Origin of the sequence: Microbacterium sp. CGR1, from assembly GCF_051062835.1 — a bacterium.
Classification (GTDB): Bacteria; Actinomycetota; Actinomycetes; order Actinomycetales; family Microbacteriaceae; genus Microbacterium.
This window is the reverse complement of record NZ_JAOTPG010000001.1, coordinates 1518045-1534583: the sequence shown is the minus strand read 5'-3', so window position 1 is coordinate 1534583 and position 16539 is coordinate 1518045. Positions and strand designations below refer to the sequence as shown.

Here is a 16539-nt window from a genome sequence, read left to right as displayed (position 1 = left end):
TTGTGCGAATAGAGCAGATAAACCCACCGATATGCTCGGCGCATGGACTTTCGCACAGTGCTCATCATCGCGACCGTCGCGGGCTTTCTCATCACGCTTGGCGGGCTCGTCGCGGCCTGGGTGGGTGCCCGCCGAGAGTACGCCGACGCTCAAACTCGGATCGACACTCTTGAGAGGTTGAGCGCCGAAGAACGCGACGAGAGCAACGCGGTCAACGATGACCCCAACCACCCTCTGCGTGAGGTGCCGTCCGAGGTGCGTCACGCGAGATGGGAAGAGCGTTTCGCTGAGCACGGGCTGTTGCGAATCTCGTACAGCAACATGCCTTTCGTCGCCGCGTACGAATCGCGGCGACTGCTCGGCCTGGTGTTGAGCTCGACCGGGCGCGACTTCCTCGTAGCGGCGTTCGGGCTGCTCGTGTCCACGGCTGCAAGCGTTGGCTCGCTCTTTCTCGGGTCGAGCTAGCCTCTCACGGCGTCGGTGGCTCTCCCTAGACTTAAGTCCCCCTACTGAGAGGAACCCGATGATGACCGCTGAGCCCACCCCCGATTCGACAGATGACAAGCCACGTTGGCGCCCGCAGGATGACCCCGATGGCCTAAGCCGGGAAGATGTGAGTCCGCGCGACCTGCCGCTCCACTACATGCTCTCAACCACGGTGGGTTTCGACGACGACAAGGAGGGCTCGTTCGGCATCACCATGTCACTAGGCGGCCAGGTTGTCAGCGGCATGGTCATCAGTCGCAAGGCATGGCTCGAGAGCATGCAGCAGCTCGTGCGTGACGAGGCGGGCGCCGATTCACTTGCAGACGGGCTGGGCATGGTGGGTGACACCATTGCGACTATCACCGCCGAGAACAAGGCGCGACGCGAGGCGCTCGACCTGCCCCCAACCACGCGGCAGTTCATCCATCTGCGCGATGCGCGCGTCTACCTCCCCGGTGGCGACAACCTTGATGTCAAGCTGTGGCGTGCCGATCTGAGGCACCTGACCGGCTGGACGCTCGGCAGCCACAATCGCAAGGGGGAGTGAAGCAAGAACAAGCCCGCCGACGGCGGCGGTGTTCAATACGAAAGCCGAGAGCCCCCTTAGCGTTCCACTCGCTAAGGGGGCTCTCTCATCGCGCCGAGGCGCGGAATCCGGGCGGCCGTCGCAACACTCGATGAAAGGGCGACCGCTCGGGGTCTAAGTGCCGTGCCGATGCACGTTCCGGTGCTCGCGCGCGATCCTGAGGGCAACGGCGTGATCGAGCATCGGCCCGAGCACTGCCCCGCAGGTGCACACGACGAGGCTGCCCGTGTCGGCTGACCTGTCGACACGCGTCACCTTGCCATCGGTCGTGTAGCGGCTCATCAGGTGCGCCCGAGTCGCCCATCGCCTGCGAGCCAGGCGTTGACACGGTTGGGTGCTGCCGACAAGTCGGTCGCGCGAGCGCCGGGCATTGTGACCGTGCCGCCGACCGTGAGGCTGCCCGGCGTGGTCACAGCGCCCGCCACTGTCAGGCTGCCGCCGATTGCGATGTTCCCAGTGAGCGCGCTGGTTACTGCCGCCGTGACGAGAGCGCCGATGTCGTTGGCGATGAAGTCGGCAAGCTGAGCTTGAATATTCTCGACGAGTGACCGCAGGGTGGCCACCGAGTTCGCAAGCTGCTCGCCACTCGGGGCCTCGAGGGTGCGCAACCGTTCGGAATGATCCTCGAGCATGTCCATCAGCCACCCGAGCTCGTCGGGGATGGGGCCACGGCGCGCGTTACCCACGACCCTCATCCTCCCCAAGCAGATGCGCGGCCTGCTGCTTGCTCGTGTCGGCGTTCGGGTCATACCCGTCGATGACGTCAGCGTCGAGGATGCCCGCCGCATGGTGCTTGCTCGCCCGGTCGGGGTCGCGGCGGTCGAGCTCATCAAGCAGCGCTGCCTCGCGGGCCTTGAGTTGGGCGATGGTCTTGCGTGCCATGGTCATGCCTTCCGTTCGGTGGGGTGGTGTCGCAGGGATTCGAGGCGCACTCGGTAGATGCCGACGAGCACGTTGAGCAGGTCGGAACGCTCGCCGGGCATTGCCTCATCGAGTCCGAGGTAGGCGCGACGTGTCACCTCGGTGAGGCCCGCCTCGATCACCGTGTATGCCTCGGCGACGGTGGGGAGCTCAGCCGCACGGCGCTCAAGGGCCTCGCGCTTGAACACCTCGAGCTCGATGAGGTCGAGCTCGAGTTCCTCGGCCGCCGTCGCGGGGCGTTCGCCGGTCACGAGCCCGTACATGACGCGCTCATGCGGGTCGTTGGTGGCGAAATCGTCGCTGAACGGGTCAGGCACAGCCTTGATCCGGGCGGTGATGGCCTCGTTCTCGGCAGCCTCGGCGGCGAGACCCTCGGCCAGCCACCCGCTGACGATGTGGGCGGCGCTCACAGCCCCTCCACCTCTCGGGATGCGGCGACGACAGCCTCGCGCAAGGGCTCGATGGCCTGCTCGAGCGGGAGGGCGTGACGCCCGGCTCCGATGGCGAGGTTGAGGTTGGGCTCGTCGCCCGCCTCACGGCGCTTGAGCAGCACGAGCACACCGACAGCGGCGTCGAGCTCGGCCTTGGCGGTCGTCGCCATGTCGAGAGCAGTGGTGAGCGTCAGCACGGCCCTGGCGGCCTGCTCGCGCATCGATTTGCCCCACTTAGCCCCGTGGGCCTCGACGGCTGCCTCGAGCTCGCTGACGGCGAGCCTGCGCGCCCTGACGATGCCGTCGAGGCGGGTCTGCGCCATGCGTGCTACCGCCTGCGCCTCGAGGGTGCTCTCGGCAACCCCGTCAGGGACGAAACTCAGGTCGTCGAACATCGCCTGCGCGATGTCGTCGGCCTCGTTCGTCATCGCCTTGGCGAGCTCGGCGCTGGAGCCGTCGCGGATCACGAACGCCTCACGGCGAGCCTCGCCGAGCGCCTCGAGCTTGTCGAGTGCCGCCGCGATGTCGGGCTGGGTGATCTGGCGCGGCAGGGCGACGAGCCGCCCGTCGATGCGCTCGTTGAACAGGGTGGCGGTTGTCTTGGTCTTGCCCATGATGGTCATGCCTTTCAATCGGTGGTGGTGACAGGGTGGTTGGCAAGGGTCGCGGCGATGCTCGCGAACCTGATGTCCTCGGCGGCTCGGTCGGCGATGCGCACGCCCTGCCAGCCGCGACCTGAGTAGCGCCGGATGAGCTCAACGCGGCCGAGCAACTCGTCGTGCTGAGCGATGCGGGCGCTGAACGTCTGCACCGACCACTTGCCGAGCCCGTTGGCGTCCTGCCATCCGCTGAACAGCGCGTAGAGGTCGCGCGAGGGGGTGAACCCGTCGGGGTCGAGCTCGAGGCACTCGTCGACGAACCTGAGCACCGCGTCGGTTTCCTTGCGCCATGCCCGCTTGTCGGCCTCGAGTCGCGCGGGCAGGTTCGAGGTGATGCGGTCGGCTTCGAACCAATCGCGAGCGCCCGACACGAGCCACGCGAGCATGGCCTCGGCTCGCCCGCCCTTACCGCGCTGCATGCGGGGACGCAGGCCCCTGATGCCGGTGCGCTCGTTGGTGTGCACCGGCTCGCCCTTGACGTAGTGGTACGGGAACGTGATGAGCTCGAGGCGGCGCCAGGTGCCCTCGTCGGTCTCGGTGATGATCGGCAGGTAATTGGTGGTCACGAACATCGTGTGAGTCGTGCGGAACGTTACGAAGTCCTGATGCATCCGCCGTGCCGTGATCGACTCGGTGCCTGCGACATCCTTGAGCCGCTTGGTGTTGAGTCGGTGACCCTCAGGTAGTTCCTCGACCTCGGCGAATCGCACGCCGCGCAGCGACATCAGCGCGGCGGGGTGGTCGCCGGGGTTGGCGAGCAGCAGCTTGTCGGGCATGATCGCGGCGTACTCGCCGAGCACGTTGCGCACGGCGTCGAGCAGCGTGCTCTTGCCGTTCTCACCGCCACCGTTGACAACCGTGACGATGTCGTCGTCGGGTGTGTACCCCGTCGCCGACTGACCGAGCCTGATGCGCATACGCTCGCGTGCCTTTTTCGGCAGCGCCTTTAGCGTCAGGTCGAGGTCGGGGTGCGTAGCGTCGGGCTTGTACTCGACGTCGGCGATGAGGGTGATGAGCAGGTCGCGGTCGTGCGCGGAGAGCTCGCCTGTTCGCAGGTCGACCACGCCGTTGCCGACGTTGAGCAGGTGCGGGTGTGCGTCGAGCTCGTCGGCGTGCTTGAGCAGCAGCGGGCGCAGGCCGGCCACCGTGGCGCGCACAGCGCCGACGCTCAGAAAGGCAGTCAGGTCCTTGGTCGGCAGGTTCATCAGGTCGGCCTGCGCGAATTCCCAGTGCCATGCCTGCACTATGCCGAACGCCTCGTCGTCGCCGATCCGAGACCACCGCCTCCGATCCCACGAGTGCCAGCCAAGTCCCGGCACGAACATCAGGTCATCGCGCAGGTTGTCGGCCGCCTCGCGGGCGCGGTCGGTGTCGTTGAGGCTGTCGAGGATGGCTTTCTCCCCGGCGACTACCTCGCGCCGGGTCACCTTGCCGCTCATCGCTTGCCCTCGAGCTCACGGCGAAGCAGGGCGAACGCGTCGTCGGTCGGCGGCTTGGCCGCCTCGACGGCTGCCTGCGCGGCTGCCTGGCGAGCCATCATCGTCGCGCGGCGACGAATCTGGGGGCGTGACATCTCGAGCCGCTGAGCAAGCGGGATCTGCCACGACCAGTAGTCAAGCTCGGCGCCGCTGAGCAGCGGGTAGCGCAGGCGCTTGGGCTCGTGCCCTGCCCAGCGCGCGAGGGCGGCGGCGCGGCCGATGTTGCTCGCCTGCTCGGGGGTGCGGTTGGCATTGCCCGCGAGACCCGCCGCACGGGCCTTGTCGCGGTTATCAAAAGTCATCGCGCTAGCGCCTTGAACAGGGCGGCGATGGTGATACGCACGGCCTCGCTCAGGGGCGGGGCAGACGCGACGAGGTTGGCGATGGTGTTGTCGCCCGTGGTCTCGGTCATGGTCAGTCACTCCGGTAATGCGGAGTGACCTCGGGCTCATCTAGGCCAGGGATTCCCGAATCTCACTTGCGACCCTCACCCGATGGGTGAGGGGTACAGCGGAGACCTTGACCGAGGCAATCCTCGGGGCCTGCTTCAATGCTAGGGATAGTGGCGCGTCACTACCAAGCTGCGCGCAGATACGCGCAGGAAAAAGTTTGCTTGGGGCGTCCCGAGGCGGTGGCCATGTCGGACATGACACATGATCTTGCAATTCCCCCACGCGTATAGAGACAGATGAATTGCGAAGTGATCCGTCATGTCCGACATGGTCGTCGCTCAGCGACCTTGGTGGGGCTCGCAACGGGGCGCTTGACGCCCTTGATACAGCCCGTTCTGTCTCACGCTGGGCGCATGAGGTGGTGGGCGGGGTCGAGGCCTGGAATTACGCGGGTCTCAACGTGGCCGTTCGCGTGCATCGCCTGGCATTGTGGGCGCTACAAGTGCAGGGTGCGCGGGTATCCCGGCCCGATCCGGCCCAGAATCGCAGGCGCACAAAGAGTGGCAGGCGTAAGGGCCTTGGGAAATGCCCTGTTAGCGACCGCGCCCACTGTTGCTAACGGGGCGTACCCGAGGCGCGTTAGGCTCGGCGCGTTCGCTGAGCGTGCGCGAGTGGAGGCCAAGGGTGACGCGTGGTGGGGCGTCGTGGAGTTCGGCCTCGTCCGGGGTTGGAGTTGTACTGGCAGCGGTCGCGAGCATCATGCTCATCCTGAGGCGGCCTAGAGGACGAGGAATAGGCTGGCCATCGGCGAGTCGCGAGTCACCTCGGCAGACAGCACGATGCGAGCCGTCACAACGACCAGCGTGGTCGTCGGATCGCCCGGGCCACCGTGCCATTGCCTGCTGTCCAGCGTCACGCGCTGCACGAGCCGGTCATCGCTAAGCAGACAGTATGTGGGGCCGCCCTCGTCGGGACTCTCGAAATTCTGCATCTGCTCGACGTTGGCGGGACGAGTGAGCCCGTCGATGAGTGTCTTGAGCCTGTTGTCAGCGTCGCCGATTCGCTGTGTCGGCGGCGTGAGCAAGAGCACATCTAGTGCGACGGCCGTGCCGAGGGCTTCGCTGGCCGGTGTCACGAACTCGTGGCCATCGATTGACGACGTGAGGTGCTGCTCCGCGCCCTGCGTCATGCGGCGGTCGAGAACGGCCTTGATCTGCGGGTGGAAGGCACGACGCAACGCGGCCTTGACGGGGCTCACGCCCCGCTGTCTCGGCGGCAGTGAGCCCTGATAGGTGAGAGTCAGCTCCACGATGGTTAGTTGAGCGATCCCGAGCGACGAATCTCAGGGCTTCCACCATCGTGTGGGTATGAGTAGAACCGAACCTCACCGCTCGGCAGCAGCACAGGGACGACGGGGATATGGTCGGCCTGCTGACCATCGCCGTGCAGCACCTTGAAATGCATCGATGCACCGGATGGCCACTGCAAAGTGATCCCCGTCAGGCCGTCCGGAGTGGTGATGGTGGGAGAGTTCTCGGAATTGATCATGGCGCCGAGCATAGCGGCGCCTCAATGCCAGGTGATCGTGAGCGTGCGTGCCATCGCCTCATCCGACATGTTGCGCCGGTTGCCCTGACCGACGCTGTGCACCTCGATGATGAGCAGCGCCTCGAGTACCGCACGCTTTCGGCCCAGGGGTAGCGCATCCCACGCCCTGCGCACGTCGGTCGCTCCGACGAGGTCGCGCAGGGGCTCGACGTTGGCGCCTGCCTGTAGCTTGCCGTCGAGCTCGGCGACCCGGCTGTTGAGCCGCTTGAGGCGGCGCTGATACTCGGCGCGGCCGACGAGCCCGTCGTCGTGGTCGTCGCCGAGCTCGCGCAGGCTGACCTCGAGGCGCCGCCGCTCGGCTCTCAGGGCGTCGACATCGGGGCGCTCGCGGTCGACGAGCAGGTCGATGGCGTCAGGGCGCTCGAGGCGTGCCACGACGAGCCGCTCAACGAAATCGTCGAGCGGCACCCCTCGCCTCATGAAATGCGCCATCGACCCGCACCTGTAGCTGTGCACGCCGCGCTCGCCGCCACCGGCTCGGATGGGTTGCTTGCATACCCCGCAGAGCGCGAGCCCAGACAGCAGCCATCGGCGAGTGGGGCCGGGTGAGGTCTTGCGCTCAGGATGCTCGAGTCGGCTCTTGGCCTCGGCCCACTCATCCGGCGTGACGATGGCGGGCCATGCCCCCTCGACGCACGAGTCGCGGGTGATGTCTCGCTGGTCGTAGGCGCCGCCGCCCTCCCGGGGCAGCGGCAGCAGGGCAGCGTAGTAAGGGCTCATCAGGATGCGCCGCAGGGTGGTGGGCGTGAACGGCACTCCCTCGGGGTGACGCTTGGTCGGCACCGTGCGCCTGCCACTGAGCGTGAGGTCGCGCGCAATCGAGCCGAGAGGCACCCCGGCGAGGAACTCGTCATAGATGCGCCGCACGTCCGGCGCACGCTCGGCGTCGAGCTCATAGGCCTCGATGGTGCCGCGCTCGAGGCGTACCTTGGTGGGCACCCAGGAATAGCCGTAGGGCACGCGTCCTGAGGTCGGCACGCCCTGGGCGCGACGGTCGGCGTTCGCGAATACGCGCCGCTCGGCCTTGACCTCGCTCTCGGCTCGAGCGACCGAGGTGAGGACGTTGGCGACGAGGCGCCCCGAGGGGCTTGCGAGGTCGAGCGCGCCATCGGTGGTGACCGTGTTCACCTTGGCGGCCGTCAGGGCCTCGAGGGCAGCGAGAGAGCGCCCGAGCCGGTCGAGCTTACGCACGATGAGCACATCGAACTTGCCCGCCCGCGCATCTGCGAGCATCCGAGCGAACGCCGTTCCCTCGCCACGTTCGCGGTAGCCGCTGACACTGTCATCCTCGTAGGTCTCGACGACGAGATAGTCGCGGGCGTCCGCTAGCTGCTGGCAGGCCTCGACCTGTCGGCGGATGCCCTCGGGCTCAGCAACCGACTGGCGGGCATAGATGGCAGCGCGCAGAGGCTTGGCCGGTTTCGGGGTCATAGGTCAATTGTGCTTTAACCTAGCGACAATGGCTGCGGTCGCCTTCGCCGGCCTCCTCGTCGTCATCATGAGGTCGGATGAGGTGCGCGGCATCCTCACCGACCTCGTCCGTCGGGCGCTCACGGTCTCGTGATGCTCGCCCTCCGCGACCGGGAACGCGGCTCTGTCGCGGCCGAACTCGCCGTCGCGCTCCCCGCGGTCCTCCTCGCGCTGTTCCTCGGCGCGGGCGCGCTGGGCGCGGCCTCTCGTCAGGTTGCCCTCCAGGATGCGACGGCGGATGCCGCACGACTTCTCGGCCGGGGTGAAGACGAGGGCGCCGCGGCGCGGGCCGTGAGCACGGCGGTCCCCGGGGCGGGGATGTCGACGAGCTCGTCCGGCGATCTCGTGTGCGTGTCCGCGCAGACGGACGTCGAAGTCGGCGGGCTCATCCGGATCGGGCTTGAGGCGTCCAGCTGCGCGCTCGCCGGAGGGCTGTGATGCGCGAGACATCGCCAGGGGAGGACTGATGGCGGGTTCAGCCCTCGCCGCCGGTCTCCTGTCGGTCGCCGCTGCGCTGTCGTTGGGACTCGCGGCCGTCGGGGGAGCGGCGGTCACCGCCCAGCGCGCAGCCGGCGCAGCCGATGCCGCAGCACTCGCCGCGGCTGACGCAGCCAGCGGTGCCGTCCCGACCGCGGAGGACCCCTGCGCGCTCGCCGCCCGGGTAGCTGCCGCGTCCGGCGCGACGCTCACCGGCTGCGCCGTCGACGGCTTCGTGGCGACCGTGCAGGTGAACGCGGCGTACGCTGGACTCGCTGCCGTCTCCCGAGCCCGTGCCGGGCCACCCGAGGGGACATGACGGTGGCACGAAGCACTTTCCGGCGAAAATGCAGGCGACCACTGTGACCAACCCATCACGGCGGTGTGTATGGTGTGCTTCGAAGAAAGGACGCTCCCTTGGCTGAAGGCAAGAAGCTCGTCATCGTCGAGTCTCCGACGAAGATGCGGTCGATTCAGGGGTACCTCGGCGATGGCTACGAGGTGCTCAGCTCTGTCGGCCACATCCGCGACCTCGCAGACAAGAAGGACATCCCCGCCGCCGACAAGCAGGCCTACGGGAAGTACTCGATCGACGTCGACAACGACTTCGACCCTTACTACGTGGTCTCCGACCGCAAGACGAAGACCGTCGCCGAGCTCAAGCGTGCGCTCAAGACCGCCGACGAGCTCCTGCTCGCAACTGATGAGGACCGCGAGGGCGAGGCCATCGCATGGCACCTGCTCGAGACCCTCAAGCCCAAGGTGCCGGTCAAGCGCATGGTCTTCCACGAGATCACCAAGGACGCGATCCAAGCCGCCATCGGCAACACCCGCGAACTCGACATCGACCTCGTCGACGCGCAGGAGACCCGCCGCATCCTCGACCGGCTCTACGGCTGGGATGTCTCACCCGTGCTCTGGTACAAGGTGAAGACCGGACTTTCGGCCGGACGAGTGCAGTCCGCCGCCACCCGCATGATCGTCGAGCGCGAACGCGAGCGCATGGCGTTCGTCTCCGCCGAGCACTGGGACGTCGAGGCGCTCGCCTCGTCGTCTTCCGGATTCAAGGTGCGCCTGGTTCGCGTCGACGGCGGCCAGCTCGCACGTGGCACGGACTTCGACGACGACGGCAAGCTCAAGAAGGCCGTCGTCATCCTCGACGAGAAGAAGGCCGCAGCGCTCGCCGCCGCGGTCGATGCGGCAGGCGCCGGTGCGGTGACCAAGGTCGAGGCCAAGCCCGGAACCCGCAGCCCGTACGCGCCGTTCACGACCTCCACGATGCAGCAGGAGGCGGGGCGCAAGCTCTCGATGAGCGCCAAGCAGGCGATGAGCGTGGCCCAGCGTCTGTACGAAAAGGGTTACATCACCTATATGCGTACCGACTCCGTGGCGCTGAGCACCCAGGCCGTGCAGGCGGCTCGCAGTCAGGCCGTCGCGCTCTACGGCGACACGGCGGTGCCCCTCAAGCCTCGCGTCTACAAGTCGAAGAGCAAGAACGCGCAGGAGGCGCACGAGGCGATCCGCCCGTCGGGAGAGACCTTCCGCACGCCGAAGTCCGTGTCGTCCGAGCTCGACCGCGAGGAGTTCCGCCTCTACGACCTCATCTGGAAGCGCACCGTCGCCAGCCAGATGGCAGATGCCAAGTACGAGACCACGACGGTCACGATCGCCGTCGACGCCGCCGGGCAGAAGGCCGAGTTCACGGCCTCCGGAACCGTGTACACCTTCAAGGGCTTCCTCGAGGCGTACGAAGAGGGTCGCGACGAGAAGCGCAACGACAAGGATGCCGACGAGAACCAGTCGCTCCCGGTCGTCGCCGTCGGCGACGAACTGCGCATGTCGGAGTCCGAGGCCAAGGGCCACCGCACGACGCCGAAGCCGCGCTACACCGAAGCTTCGCTCGTGAAGGCCCTCGAAGAGCACGGCATCGGTCGCCCGTCGACGTTCGCCAGCATCATCGGCACCGTGATCGACCGCGGCTACGCGACCAAGCGCGGCCAGGCCCTCGTGCCGACCTGGCTCGCGTTCAGTGTCGTCCGTCTGCTCGAAGAGCACTTCGCCGATCTGATCGACTACGACTTCACCGCCGCACTCGAAGACGACCTCGACGCGATCGCCCGTGGTGAGCAGAAGCGCGTCGAGTGGCTGCGCTCCTTCTATTACGGGTCGGACTCGCACGTGGGCCTGCGCCAGACCGTCGACAACCTCGGCGAGATCGATGCGCGTGCCCTGAACTCGACGCCGATCACCGAGACGGCGACGCTGCGGTTCGGCAAGTATGGCCCCTACCTCGAGGTCGCGAACCCCGAGGCCCCGGACGAGAAGCCGCGCATCGTCAACGTTCCGGAAGATCTCGCGCCCGACGAGCTCACGGCGGCCAAGGCGCAGGAGCTCATCGATGCTCCCGTCGCCGGCGACCGCGTGCTCGGCACGAATCCCGACAACGGCAAGATCGTCGTCGTCAAGGACGGCCGGTTCGGACCCTACGTGCAGGAGAACGACCCGGTGTCCGAGGACGCCGCCGTCGACGAGGCGACCGGTGAGGTCGTCGAGGCGCCCAAGCCGAAGCGCGGAGCGAAGAAGGTCGCTGCACCCAAGCAGCGCACCGCCTCGCTCTTCCGGTCGATGTCAGTCGACACGATCGAGCTCGATACTGCACTGCAGCTGCTCAGCCTGCCTCGCGTGGTCGGGAACGACCCGGAGACCGGCGACGAGATCACCGCGCAGAACGGTCGCTTCGGTCCGTACCTCAAGAAGGGCACGGATTCCCGGTCGCTCGAGAGCGAATCGGAGATCTTCGATGTGACCCTCGAGAAGGCGCTCGAGATCTACGCTCAGCCGAAGTACGGAGCAGGATCGCGTCGTGCGTCGAGCGCACTCGCCGAGTTCGAAGCAGATCCCGTCAGCGGCAAGCCGATCCGCATCCGCGACGGCCGCTTCGGTGCGTACGTCACCGACGGCGAGACCAACGTGACGATCCCGCGAGGCCAGAAGGTCGAGGACATCACGTTCGAGACCGCCGTGCAGATGCTGGCGGACAAGCGCGCGAAGGGTCCTGCTCCCAAGCGGGGCGCGGCGAAGAAGGCTCCTGCGAAGAAGCCCGCGGCGAAGAAGACTCCCGCCAAGAAGCCGGCGGCCAAGAAGCCGGCGACGAAGAAGCCGGCGACGGATGCAGAGAAGGCCGCCGCGCGCTCCGCCGCAGCCAAGAAGGCGGCGGCGACCCGTGCCGCGAACGCCGCGAAGAAGGCCGGTTCGTGACGTCGCATCCCGGCGTCTGGATCACTCTCGAGGGTGGCGACGGCTCAGGTAAGACAACGCAGGCCGAACTCCTCGGCGAGTGGCTGAGAGACGCGGGCCGAGCTGTGGTGCGCACGCGCGAGCCCGGCGGGTCGGAGGTCGGCCAGCTGATCCGCGATATCGTGCTGCACCACCGGGGCGACATAGCTCCCCGTGCGGAGGCTCTGCTCTACGCCGCAGACCGTGCTCATCACGTGGCGACGGTCGTCCGACCGGCGCTGGCGCGCGGCGAGGTCGTTCTTCAGGACCGCTACCTCGACTCGTCCGTGGCCTATCAGGGCGCGGGTCGTGTGCTCGACGGGGATGAGGTGCGCAACCTCTCGCTGTGGGCGGCCGAGGGTGCTCTGCCCGACCTCACGGTGCTGCTGGACCTCGATCCCGACTCCGCTCGCGTGCGTCTCGACTCGGCAGACAAACCCTTCGACAGGCTCGAGGCCGAGAAGACCGAGTTCCACGCGCGTGTCCGCGAGTCCTTCCTCGCCCTGGCGGCAGCCGAGCCCGAGCGATTCCTGGTCGTCGACGCCTCCGCGACCCCCGAGGCGATCGCCGCTCAGATCCGCGAGCGCGTCGCCGCCCTCGTCGCCTGAACCGCGCAGGCGTCTCTCGTTCCCCCGGGAGTGCCGCGCACGTCGGTGCTCCCGATTAGGCTGAGTCCATGCCCCAGACTGTCGCCGCCGCCTTCCCGTGGGCCGATGTGTGGGGGCAGGACGCCGCCGTCGAGACGCTCCGCAACGCGGCATCCGATCCGACTGCTCTGTCGCATGCGTGGCTGATCACCGGGCCGCCCGGCTCGGGACGCTCCACCCTCGCCCACGCCTTCGCCGCCGCTCTGGTCGCCGATCACCCTGACGACGAGGCGGCGATGCGTCAGGTGCTCGCGGGAACGCACCCCGACGTGACGGCGCTGCGCACCGACAAGGTCATCATCACGATCGCCGAGGCCCGCGCTCTCGTCGAGCGTTCGTATTTCGCACCGTCTGCCGGCCGCTACCGAGTGATCGTGGTCGAAGATGCCGATCGCATGGTCGAGCGCACCTCCAACGTCCTCCTGAAGGCACTCGAAGAGCCTCCCGAGCAGACCGTCTGGATCCTCTGTGCGCCCAGCGAGGCCGATCTGCTGCCGACGATCCGCTCCCGGGTGCGCTCGCTGCGGCTGCGCGAGCCTGACGTCGCAGACGTGGCGCGGCTGATCACGCTCCGTACAGGCGTCGACGCGGCCGTGGCCGAACAGGCCGCTCGTCACGCGCAACGCCACATCGGCATGGCTCAGCGTCTGGCCACCGACGACGCGGCCCGCAGACGTCGTGACGAGACCCTGCGATCGGTGCTGGGAGTCCGCGGCGTCAGCGACGCGGTCGAGGTCGCCGGGCGCATCATCCAGGCAGCCAACGACGATGCCAAGGCCCTCACAGCCGAACGTGATGCGGCCGAGCGTGCGAGCCTGTTGCGCACGGTCGGCATCGCCGAGGGGCAGGCCGTGCCGCCTGCTCTGCGTTCCCAGATCTCCGCGCTCGAAGACGATCAGAAGAAGCGCGCGACCCGCAGCCTGCGCGACGGGATCGACAGGGTGCTGACCGACCTGCAGTCGCTCTTCCGCGACGTGGTCATGCTGCAGTTCGGCCGCGACGGCGAACTCATCAACCGCGAGCTCCGCGAAGAACTGGCGGCCCTGGCTGCCGCCTGGCCCGAGACCCGTACGCTTGTCGTACTCGACCACCTTGCCGACACCCGCCAGTCGCTGGAGCGCAACGTCGCACCGCTGCTCGCGCTCGAGAGCTTGCTCGTGACCGTCACGAGCGGGAGGACACCGTGAACACTCGACCGACTTCCCGCATCCGACGCGCCGTGGCGGTGATCGCCGGCCTCGCTGCCGCATCCGTGGCACTCTCCGGCTGCCTGTACGCGATGATCCCCGAGGGGGCCGAGCCGAAGCCGTCGGTGACCAACGCGCCCGACACCGAAGGTGTCGCAGAGGACCTGCTGCCCTTCTACGGGCAGACGCTCAGCTGGACCGAGTGCGGCACGGGCTTCGACTGCACCGACGTGACCGCGCCGCTCGACTGGGAGAACCCGGGCGAGGGTGAGATCACGCTGTCGGTCGTGCGCCACCAGGCCGAGGGAACCGCTCAGGGGTCCCTGCTGACCAACCCGGGAGGCCCCGGTGCCAGCGGCGTCGAGCTTATCCGCGACAGCCTGGACTTCGCGGTCGGAGCCGACCTGATCGAGAACTACGACGTGATCGGGTTCGACCCGCGCGGCGTCGGACAGTCGAGCGCCGTCACCTGCTTCGATGCGGCGGGCATGGACGACTACCTCTACACGATCCCCGCAGCCCCCCGGGGGAGCGCCGAGTGGGAGACCGAGCTGCTTCAGGCGCACAAGGAATTCGCCGACGCGTGCGAGGCGAACAGCGGTGGCATCCTGCCCTACATCACCACCATCAATGCCGCGCGAGACATGGACCTGATCCGTGCGGTGCTCGGCGACAAGCAGCTGAACTACCTCGGCTATTCGTACGGCACGTTCCTCGGAGCGACGTACGCCAACCTCTATCCCGAGAAGGCCGGGCGCCTCGTGCTCGACGGTGCGATCGACCCGGCGGTGTCCGGTCTCGACGTCGGGGCCACCCAGGCGATCGGCTTCGAGTCCGCGCTCCGCGCGTATATGCAGGATTGCCTCGATTCGGGCGAGTGCCCGTTCAACGGCTCGGTCGATGAGGCGATGGCCGACCTCGGCGCGCTGCTCGCGAGCGTCGACGCCTCGCCCCTCGAGAACGGCGACGGACGCATGCTGGGCGCGGACGCGCTGATGACCGGAATCATCGCGGCGCTGTACTCGGCCGACAGCTGGACCTACCTGACGCAGGCCTTCGACGAGGCACTCCAGGGCGACCCCACGACGGCCTTCTTCCTCGCGGACTTCTACAACGGCCGCGAGAACGGCAGCTACCTCGACAACTCGAGCGAAGCGTTCCGCGCCTACAACTGCATGGACTATCCGGTCGAAGACGACCCGGCGGCCGAAGCCGACAGCACCGCGAAGATCGCGGAGGGCGCGCCGACCATCGCGCCCTACTGGAACGGTCCCGACTCGTGCTCGGTGTGGCCGTACCCGCCCACTGGCACCCGCGGTGAGATCACGGCCGAGGGCGCAGGGCCCATCCTCGTCGTCGGCACCACCAACGACCCCGCGACGCCGTACGAGTGGTCCGAGTCCCTCGCTGACCAGCTCGAAGAGGGCGTGCTGATCACCCGCGTCGGCGAAGGACACACCGGGTACAACAAGGGCAACACGTGCGTCGACAGCGCTGTGGAGGCCTTCCTCCTCGACGATGTCGTGCCCGAAGACGGTCTTCGCTGCGAGTGAGTCGCGCTCGATTCGCGGTGCGGCCCAGGAACGGGTAATATCGATGATCGCGCCGCTTTAGCTCAGTCGGCAGAGCATTTCACTCGTAATGAAAAGGTCGTCAGTTCGATTCTGACAAGCGGCTCCAGCAGGCCCTGTGATGTGAACAACATCACAGGGCCTTTTGGTTTCCTGCGCGAGTCGCGTGCTGGTTCCATCGCAGTCGCGCCACTCGACGGGGCCGCAGCCCGCGCGCGCCCCTCCCGGCGTACCCTCGAGACATGAGCAGAGCGCTTCTGATCGTCGATGTGCAGAACGACTTCACCGAGGGCGGTGCGCTGGCTGTCGCCGGCGGCGATGCCGTCGCATCCGCTGTGTCCGCCTTCCTCGCGGCGCATGCCGGCGACTACGACCTGATCGTCGCGTCGAGGGACTGGCACGATCCCTCGGGGGACAACGGGGGCCACTTCGCCGACAGCCCCGACTTCGTGGACACCTGGCCCGTGCACTGCGTCGCGGGCACCGCGGGTGCGGAGTACGACCCGCTGCTGGTCACGGATGCCGTCACACATCACGTGCGGAAGGGGCAGGGCGTACCGGCGTACTCGATGTTCGAGGGTGCGACCGAGACGGGCGACACCGTCGGTGCGATCCTGACCGGCGCGGGCGTGCTCACCGCGGATGTCGTCGGGATCGCCACCGACCACTGCGTCCGCGCGTCTGCGCTCGACGCGATCGCGCACGGCGTGCAGGTGCGGATCCTCACCGACCTGATCGCGGGTGTCGCTCCCGAGCCGAGCGCGGCGGCGCTCGCCGAGCTCGCCCACGCAGGCGCCGCGCTGGTCGAGAGCGGCGCTGCGTGACGCGCAGCGCGCTCCTGCTGCGCGCGGTCAACGTCTCCGGGCGCAATCGCGTGCCGATGGCAGAGCTGCGTGAGGCGCTCGTCCCGGTGCTGGGCGAGGTGTCGACCTACATCGCGAGCGGGAACATCCTGTGCGAGCATCCGGACGATCCGGCATCCGCGTGTGCGGAGGTCCGCGCCCTCATCGCCCGGGAGTTCAGTGTCGACACCCCGGTGATCCTGCGCACGCACGATGCTCTCGTGCAGGCCCTGCACGCGCACCCCTTCAGCGACGCGACGGAGAAACTGCTGCACGCGATGTTCCTCGAGGCTCCGGCGACTCCCGGGGCCGTTGAGGCGTTGCAGCAGCGTCTCGTGCCGGGGGAGCGGATCGCGCTCGTCGGCGACGACCTGTGGATCGACTACGCCGAGGGCGGCGTGCACAGCACGAAGCTCACGAAAGCCGTCCTCGACCGCGCCCTCGGTGTCGCCGGTACTGCGCGCAACCTCCGCACCGTCAGAAAGCTCGCCGAGCTCACCGCATGAGC

General features: G+C 67.8%; 19 protein-coding genes, 1 tRNA gene and 1 pseudogene. 12 read left to right on the top strand and 9 right to left on the bottom strand.

The window, feature by feature from the left end:
* Positions 1-42 precede the first annotated feature (42 nt).
* Together OD997_RS07610 and OD997_RS07605 are read left to right on the top strand one after the other, a co-directional pair.
* A complete protein-coding gene (locus OD997_RS07610; protein WP_434331059.1) occupies positions 43-465 on the top strand; it encodes a hypothetical protein in 423 nt (140 codons plus the stop codon).
* A 58-nt stretch (positions 466-523) separates the two neighbouring features.
* Complete coding sequence (locus OD997_RS07605; protein ID WP_434331058.1) at positions 524-1033, top strand: hypothetical protein; 510 nt, start codon at positions 524-526, stop codon at positions 1031-1033.
* Positions 1034-1353: 320 nt separating this feature from the next.
* Here the strand turns inward: OD997_RS07605 and OD997_RS07600 are convergent, their stop codons facing one another.
* The 9 genes from OD997_RS07600 to OD997_RS07560 form a co-directional block, all read right to left on the bottom strand.
* Positions 1354-1758, bottom strand: a complete 405-nt coding sequence (locus OD997_RS07600; protein ID WP_434331057.1) for a hypothetical protein — start codon at positions 1756-1758, stop codon at positions 1354-1356.
* Entirely contained in the window at positions 1751-1954 is a 204-nt protein-coding gene (locus tag OD997_RS07595; protein ID WP_434331056.1) for a hypothetical protein, read from the bottom strand. Before OD997_RS07595 ends, OD997_RS07600 begins: the two co-directional genes overlap by 8 nt.
* Before the next feature lie 2 nt (positions 1955-1956).
* On the bottom strand, positions 1957-2403 hold the full coding sequence (locus OD997_RS07590) for a hypothetical protein (protein WP_434331055.1): 447 nt from the start codon (positions 2401-2403) through the stop codon (positions 1957-1959).
* Complete coding sequence (locus OD997_RS07585; protein WP_434331054.1) at positions 2400-3047, bottom strand: hypothetical protein; 648 nt, start codon at positions 3045-3047, stop codon at positions 2400-2402. Before OD997_RS07585 ends, OD997_RS07590 begins: the two co-directional genes overlap by 4 nt.
* Before the next feature lie 5 nt (positions 3048-3052).
* On the bottom strand, positions 3053-4522 hold the full coding sequence (locus OD997_RS07580; protein WP_434331053.1) for a DNA primase family protein: 1470 nt from the start codon (positions 4520-4522) through the stop codon (positions 3053-3055).
* On the bottom strand, positions 4519-4863 hold the full coding sequence (locus OD997_RS07575; protein ID WP_434331052.1) for a hypothetical protein: 345 nt from the start codon (positions 4861-4863) through the stop codon (positions 4519-4521). The genes OD997_RS07580 and OD997_RS07575 overlap by 4 nt, the downstream gene beginning before the upstream one ends.
* A gap of 868 nt (positions 4864-5731) precedes the next feature.
* Positions 5732-6211: a hypothetical protein gene (locus tag OD997_RS07570; protein WP_434331051.1), complete on the bottom strand. Its 480-nt coding sequence runs from the start codon at positions 6209-6211 to the stop codon at positions 5732-5734.
* A gap of 56 nt (positions 6212-6267) precedes the next feature.
* Positions 6268-6501 (bottom strand): hypothetical protein, encoded by a 234-nt coding sequence (locus tag OD997_RS07565; RefSeq protein WP_434331050.1) that lies wholly within the window; start codon positions 6499-6501, stop codon positions 6268-6270.
* Between the two features lie 21 nt (positions 6502-6522).
* The gene (locus OD997_RS07560; RefSeq protein ID WP_434331049.1) at positions 6523-7992 is read right to left on the bottom strand and encodes a recombinase family protein; all 1470 of its coding nucleotides are present in this window, start codon (positions 7990-7992) and stop codon (positions 6523-6525) included.
* Positions 7993-8005: 13 nt separating this feature from the next.
* On the opposite strand from OD997_RS07560, the pseudogene OD997_RS07555 reads away from it, so the two are divergent.
* The 10 genes and pseudogenes from OD997_RS07555 to OD997_RS07510 all read left to right on the top strand — a co-directional run.
* Positions 8006-8125: pseudogene (locus OD997_RS07555) on the top strand (DUF4244 domain-containing protein); the annotation flags it as partial.
* Positions 8125-8469 carry a TadE family type IV pilus minor pilin gene (locus tag OD997_RS07550; protein ID WP_434331048.1) on the top strand — a complete coding sequence of 115 codons (345 nt, stop codon included), beginning with the start codon at positions 8125-8127 and terminating at the stop codon, positions 8467-8469. The pseudogene OD997_RS07555 and the gene OD997_RS07550, both read left to right, overlap by 1 nt.
* Positions 8470-8497: 28 nt before the next feature.
* On the top strand, positions 8498-8827 hold the full coding sequence (locus OD997_RS07545; RefSeq protein WP_434331047.1) for a helicase: 330 nt from the start codon (positions 8498-8500) through the stop codon (positions 8825-8827).
* Positions 8828-8925: 98 nt separating this feature from the next.
* Positions 8926-11766: a type I DNA topoisomerase gene (gene topA / locus OD997_RS07540; RefSeq protein ID WP_434331046.1), complete on the top strand. Its 2841-nt coding sequence runs from the start codon at positions 8926-8928 to the stop codon at positions 11764-11766.
* On the top strand, positions 11763-12392 hold the full coding sequence (gene tmk / locus OD997_RS07535) for a dTMP kinase (protein WP_434331045.1): 630 nt from the start codon (positions 11763-11765) through the stop codon (positions 12390-12392). Before topA ends, tmk begins: the two co-directional genes overlap by 4 nt.
* A 68-nt stretch (positions 12393-12460) precedes the next feature.
* Entirely contained in the window at positions 12461-13618 is a 1158-nt protein-coding gene (locus OD997_RS07530) for a DNA polymerase III subunit delta' (protein WP_434331044.1), read from the top strand.
* A complete protein-coding gene (locus OD997_RS07525; RefSeq protein ID WP_434331043.1) occupies positions 13615-15171 on the top strand; it encodes an alpha/beta hydrolase in 1557 nt (518 codons plus the stop codon). The genes OD997_RS07530 and OD997_RS07525 overlap by 4 nt, the downstream gene beginning before the upstream one ends.
* Before the next feature lie 51 nt (positions 15172-15222).
* Positions 15223-15298 (top strand) — tRNA-Thr (locus OD997_RS07520).
* A gap of 133 nt (positions 15299-15431) precedes the next feature.
* Positions 15432-16013, top strand: coding sequence for an isochorismatase family protein (locus OD997_RS07515; protein ID WP_434331042.1), 582 nt, complete (start codon positions 15432-15434; stop codon positions 16011-16013).
* On the top strand, positions 16010-16537 hold the full coding sequence (locus tag OD997_RS07510) for a DUF1697 domain-containing protein (protein ID WP_434331041.1): 528 nt from the start codon (positions 16010-16012) through the stop codon (positions 16535-16537). The genes OD997_RS07515 and OD997_RS07510 overlap by 4 nt, the downstream gene beginning before the upstream one ends.
* Positions 16538-16539 lie beyond the last annotated feature (2 nt).

Excerpts from the sequence above, each read along its gene's own strand:
- OD997_RS07585 (WP_434331054.1), bottom strand. The coding sequence starts at position 3,047 with ATGACCATCATGGGCAAGACCAAGACAACCGCCACCCTGTTCAACGAG.
- OD997_RS07595 (WP_434331056.1), bottom strand. The coding sequence starts at position 1,954 with ATGGCACGCAAGACCATCGCCCAACTCAAGGCCCGCGAGGCAGCGCTG.
- OD997_RS07580 (WP_434331053.1), bottom strand. The coding sequence starts at position 4,522 with ATGAGCGGCAAGGTGACCCGGCGCGAGGTAGTCGCCGGGGAGAAAGCC.
- OD997_RS07605 (WP_434331058.1), top strand. The coding sequence starts at position 524 with ATGATGACCGCTGAGCCCACCCCCGATTCGACAGATGACAAGCCACGT.
- OD997_RS07565 (WP_434331050.1), bottom strand. The coding sequence starts at position 6,501 with ATGATCAATTCCGAGAACTCTCCCACCATCACCACTCCGGACGGCCTG.
- OD997_RS07610 (WP_434331059.1), top strand. The coding sequence starts at position 43 with ATGGACTTTCGCACAGTGCTCATCATCGCGACCGTCGCGGGCTTTCTC.
- OD997_RS07545 (WP_434331047.1), top strand. The coding sequence starts at position 8,498 with ATGGCGGGTTCAGCCCTCGCCGCCGGTCTCCTGTCGGTCGCCGCTGCG.
- OD997_RS07560 (WP_434331049.1), bottom strand. The coding sequence starts at position 7,992 with ATGACCCCGAAACCGGCCAAGCCTCTGCGCGCTGCCATCTATGCCCGC.
- OD997_RS07515 (WP_434331042.1), top strand. The coding sequence starts at position 15,432 with ATGAGCAGAGCGCTTCTGATCGTCGATGTGCAGAACGACTTCACCGAG.
- OD997_RS07530 (WP_434331044.1), top strand. The coding sequence starts at position 12,461 with ATGCCCCAGACTGTCGCCGCCGCCTTCCCGTGGGCCGATGTGTGGGGG.
- OD997_RS07575 (WP_434331052.1), bottom strand. The coding sequence starts at position 4,863 with ATGACTTTTGATAACCGCGACAAGGCCCGTGCGGCGGGTCTCGCGGGC.
- OD997_RS07550 (WP_434331048.1), top strand. The coding sequence starts at position 8,125 with ATGCTCGCCCTCCGCGACCGGGAACGCGGCTCTGTCGCGGCCGAACTC.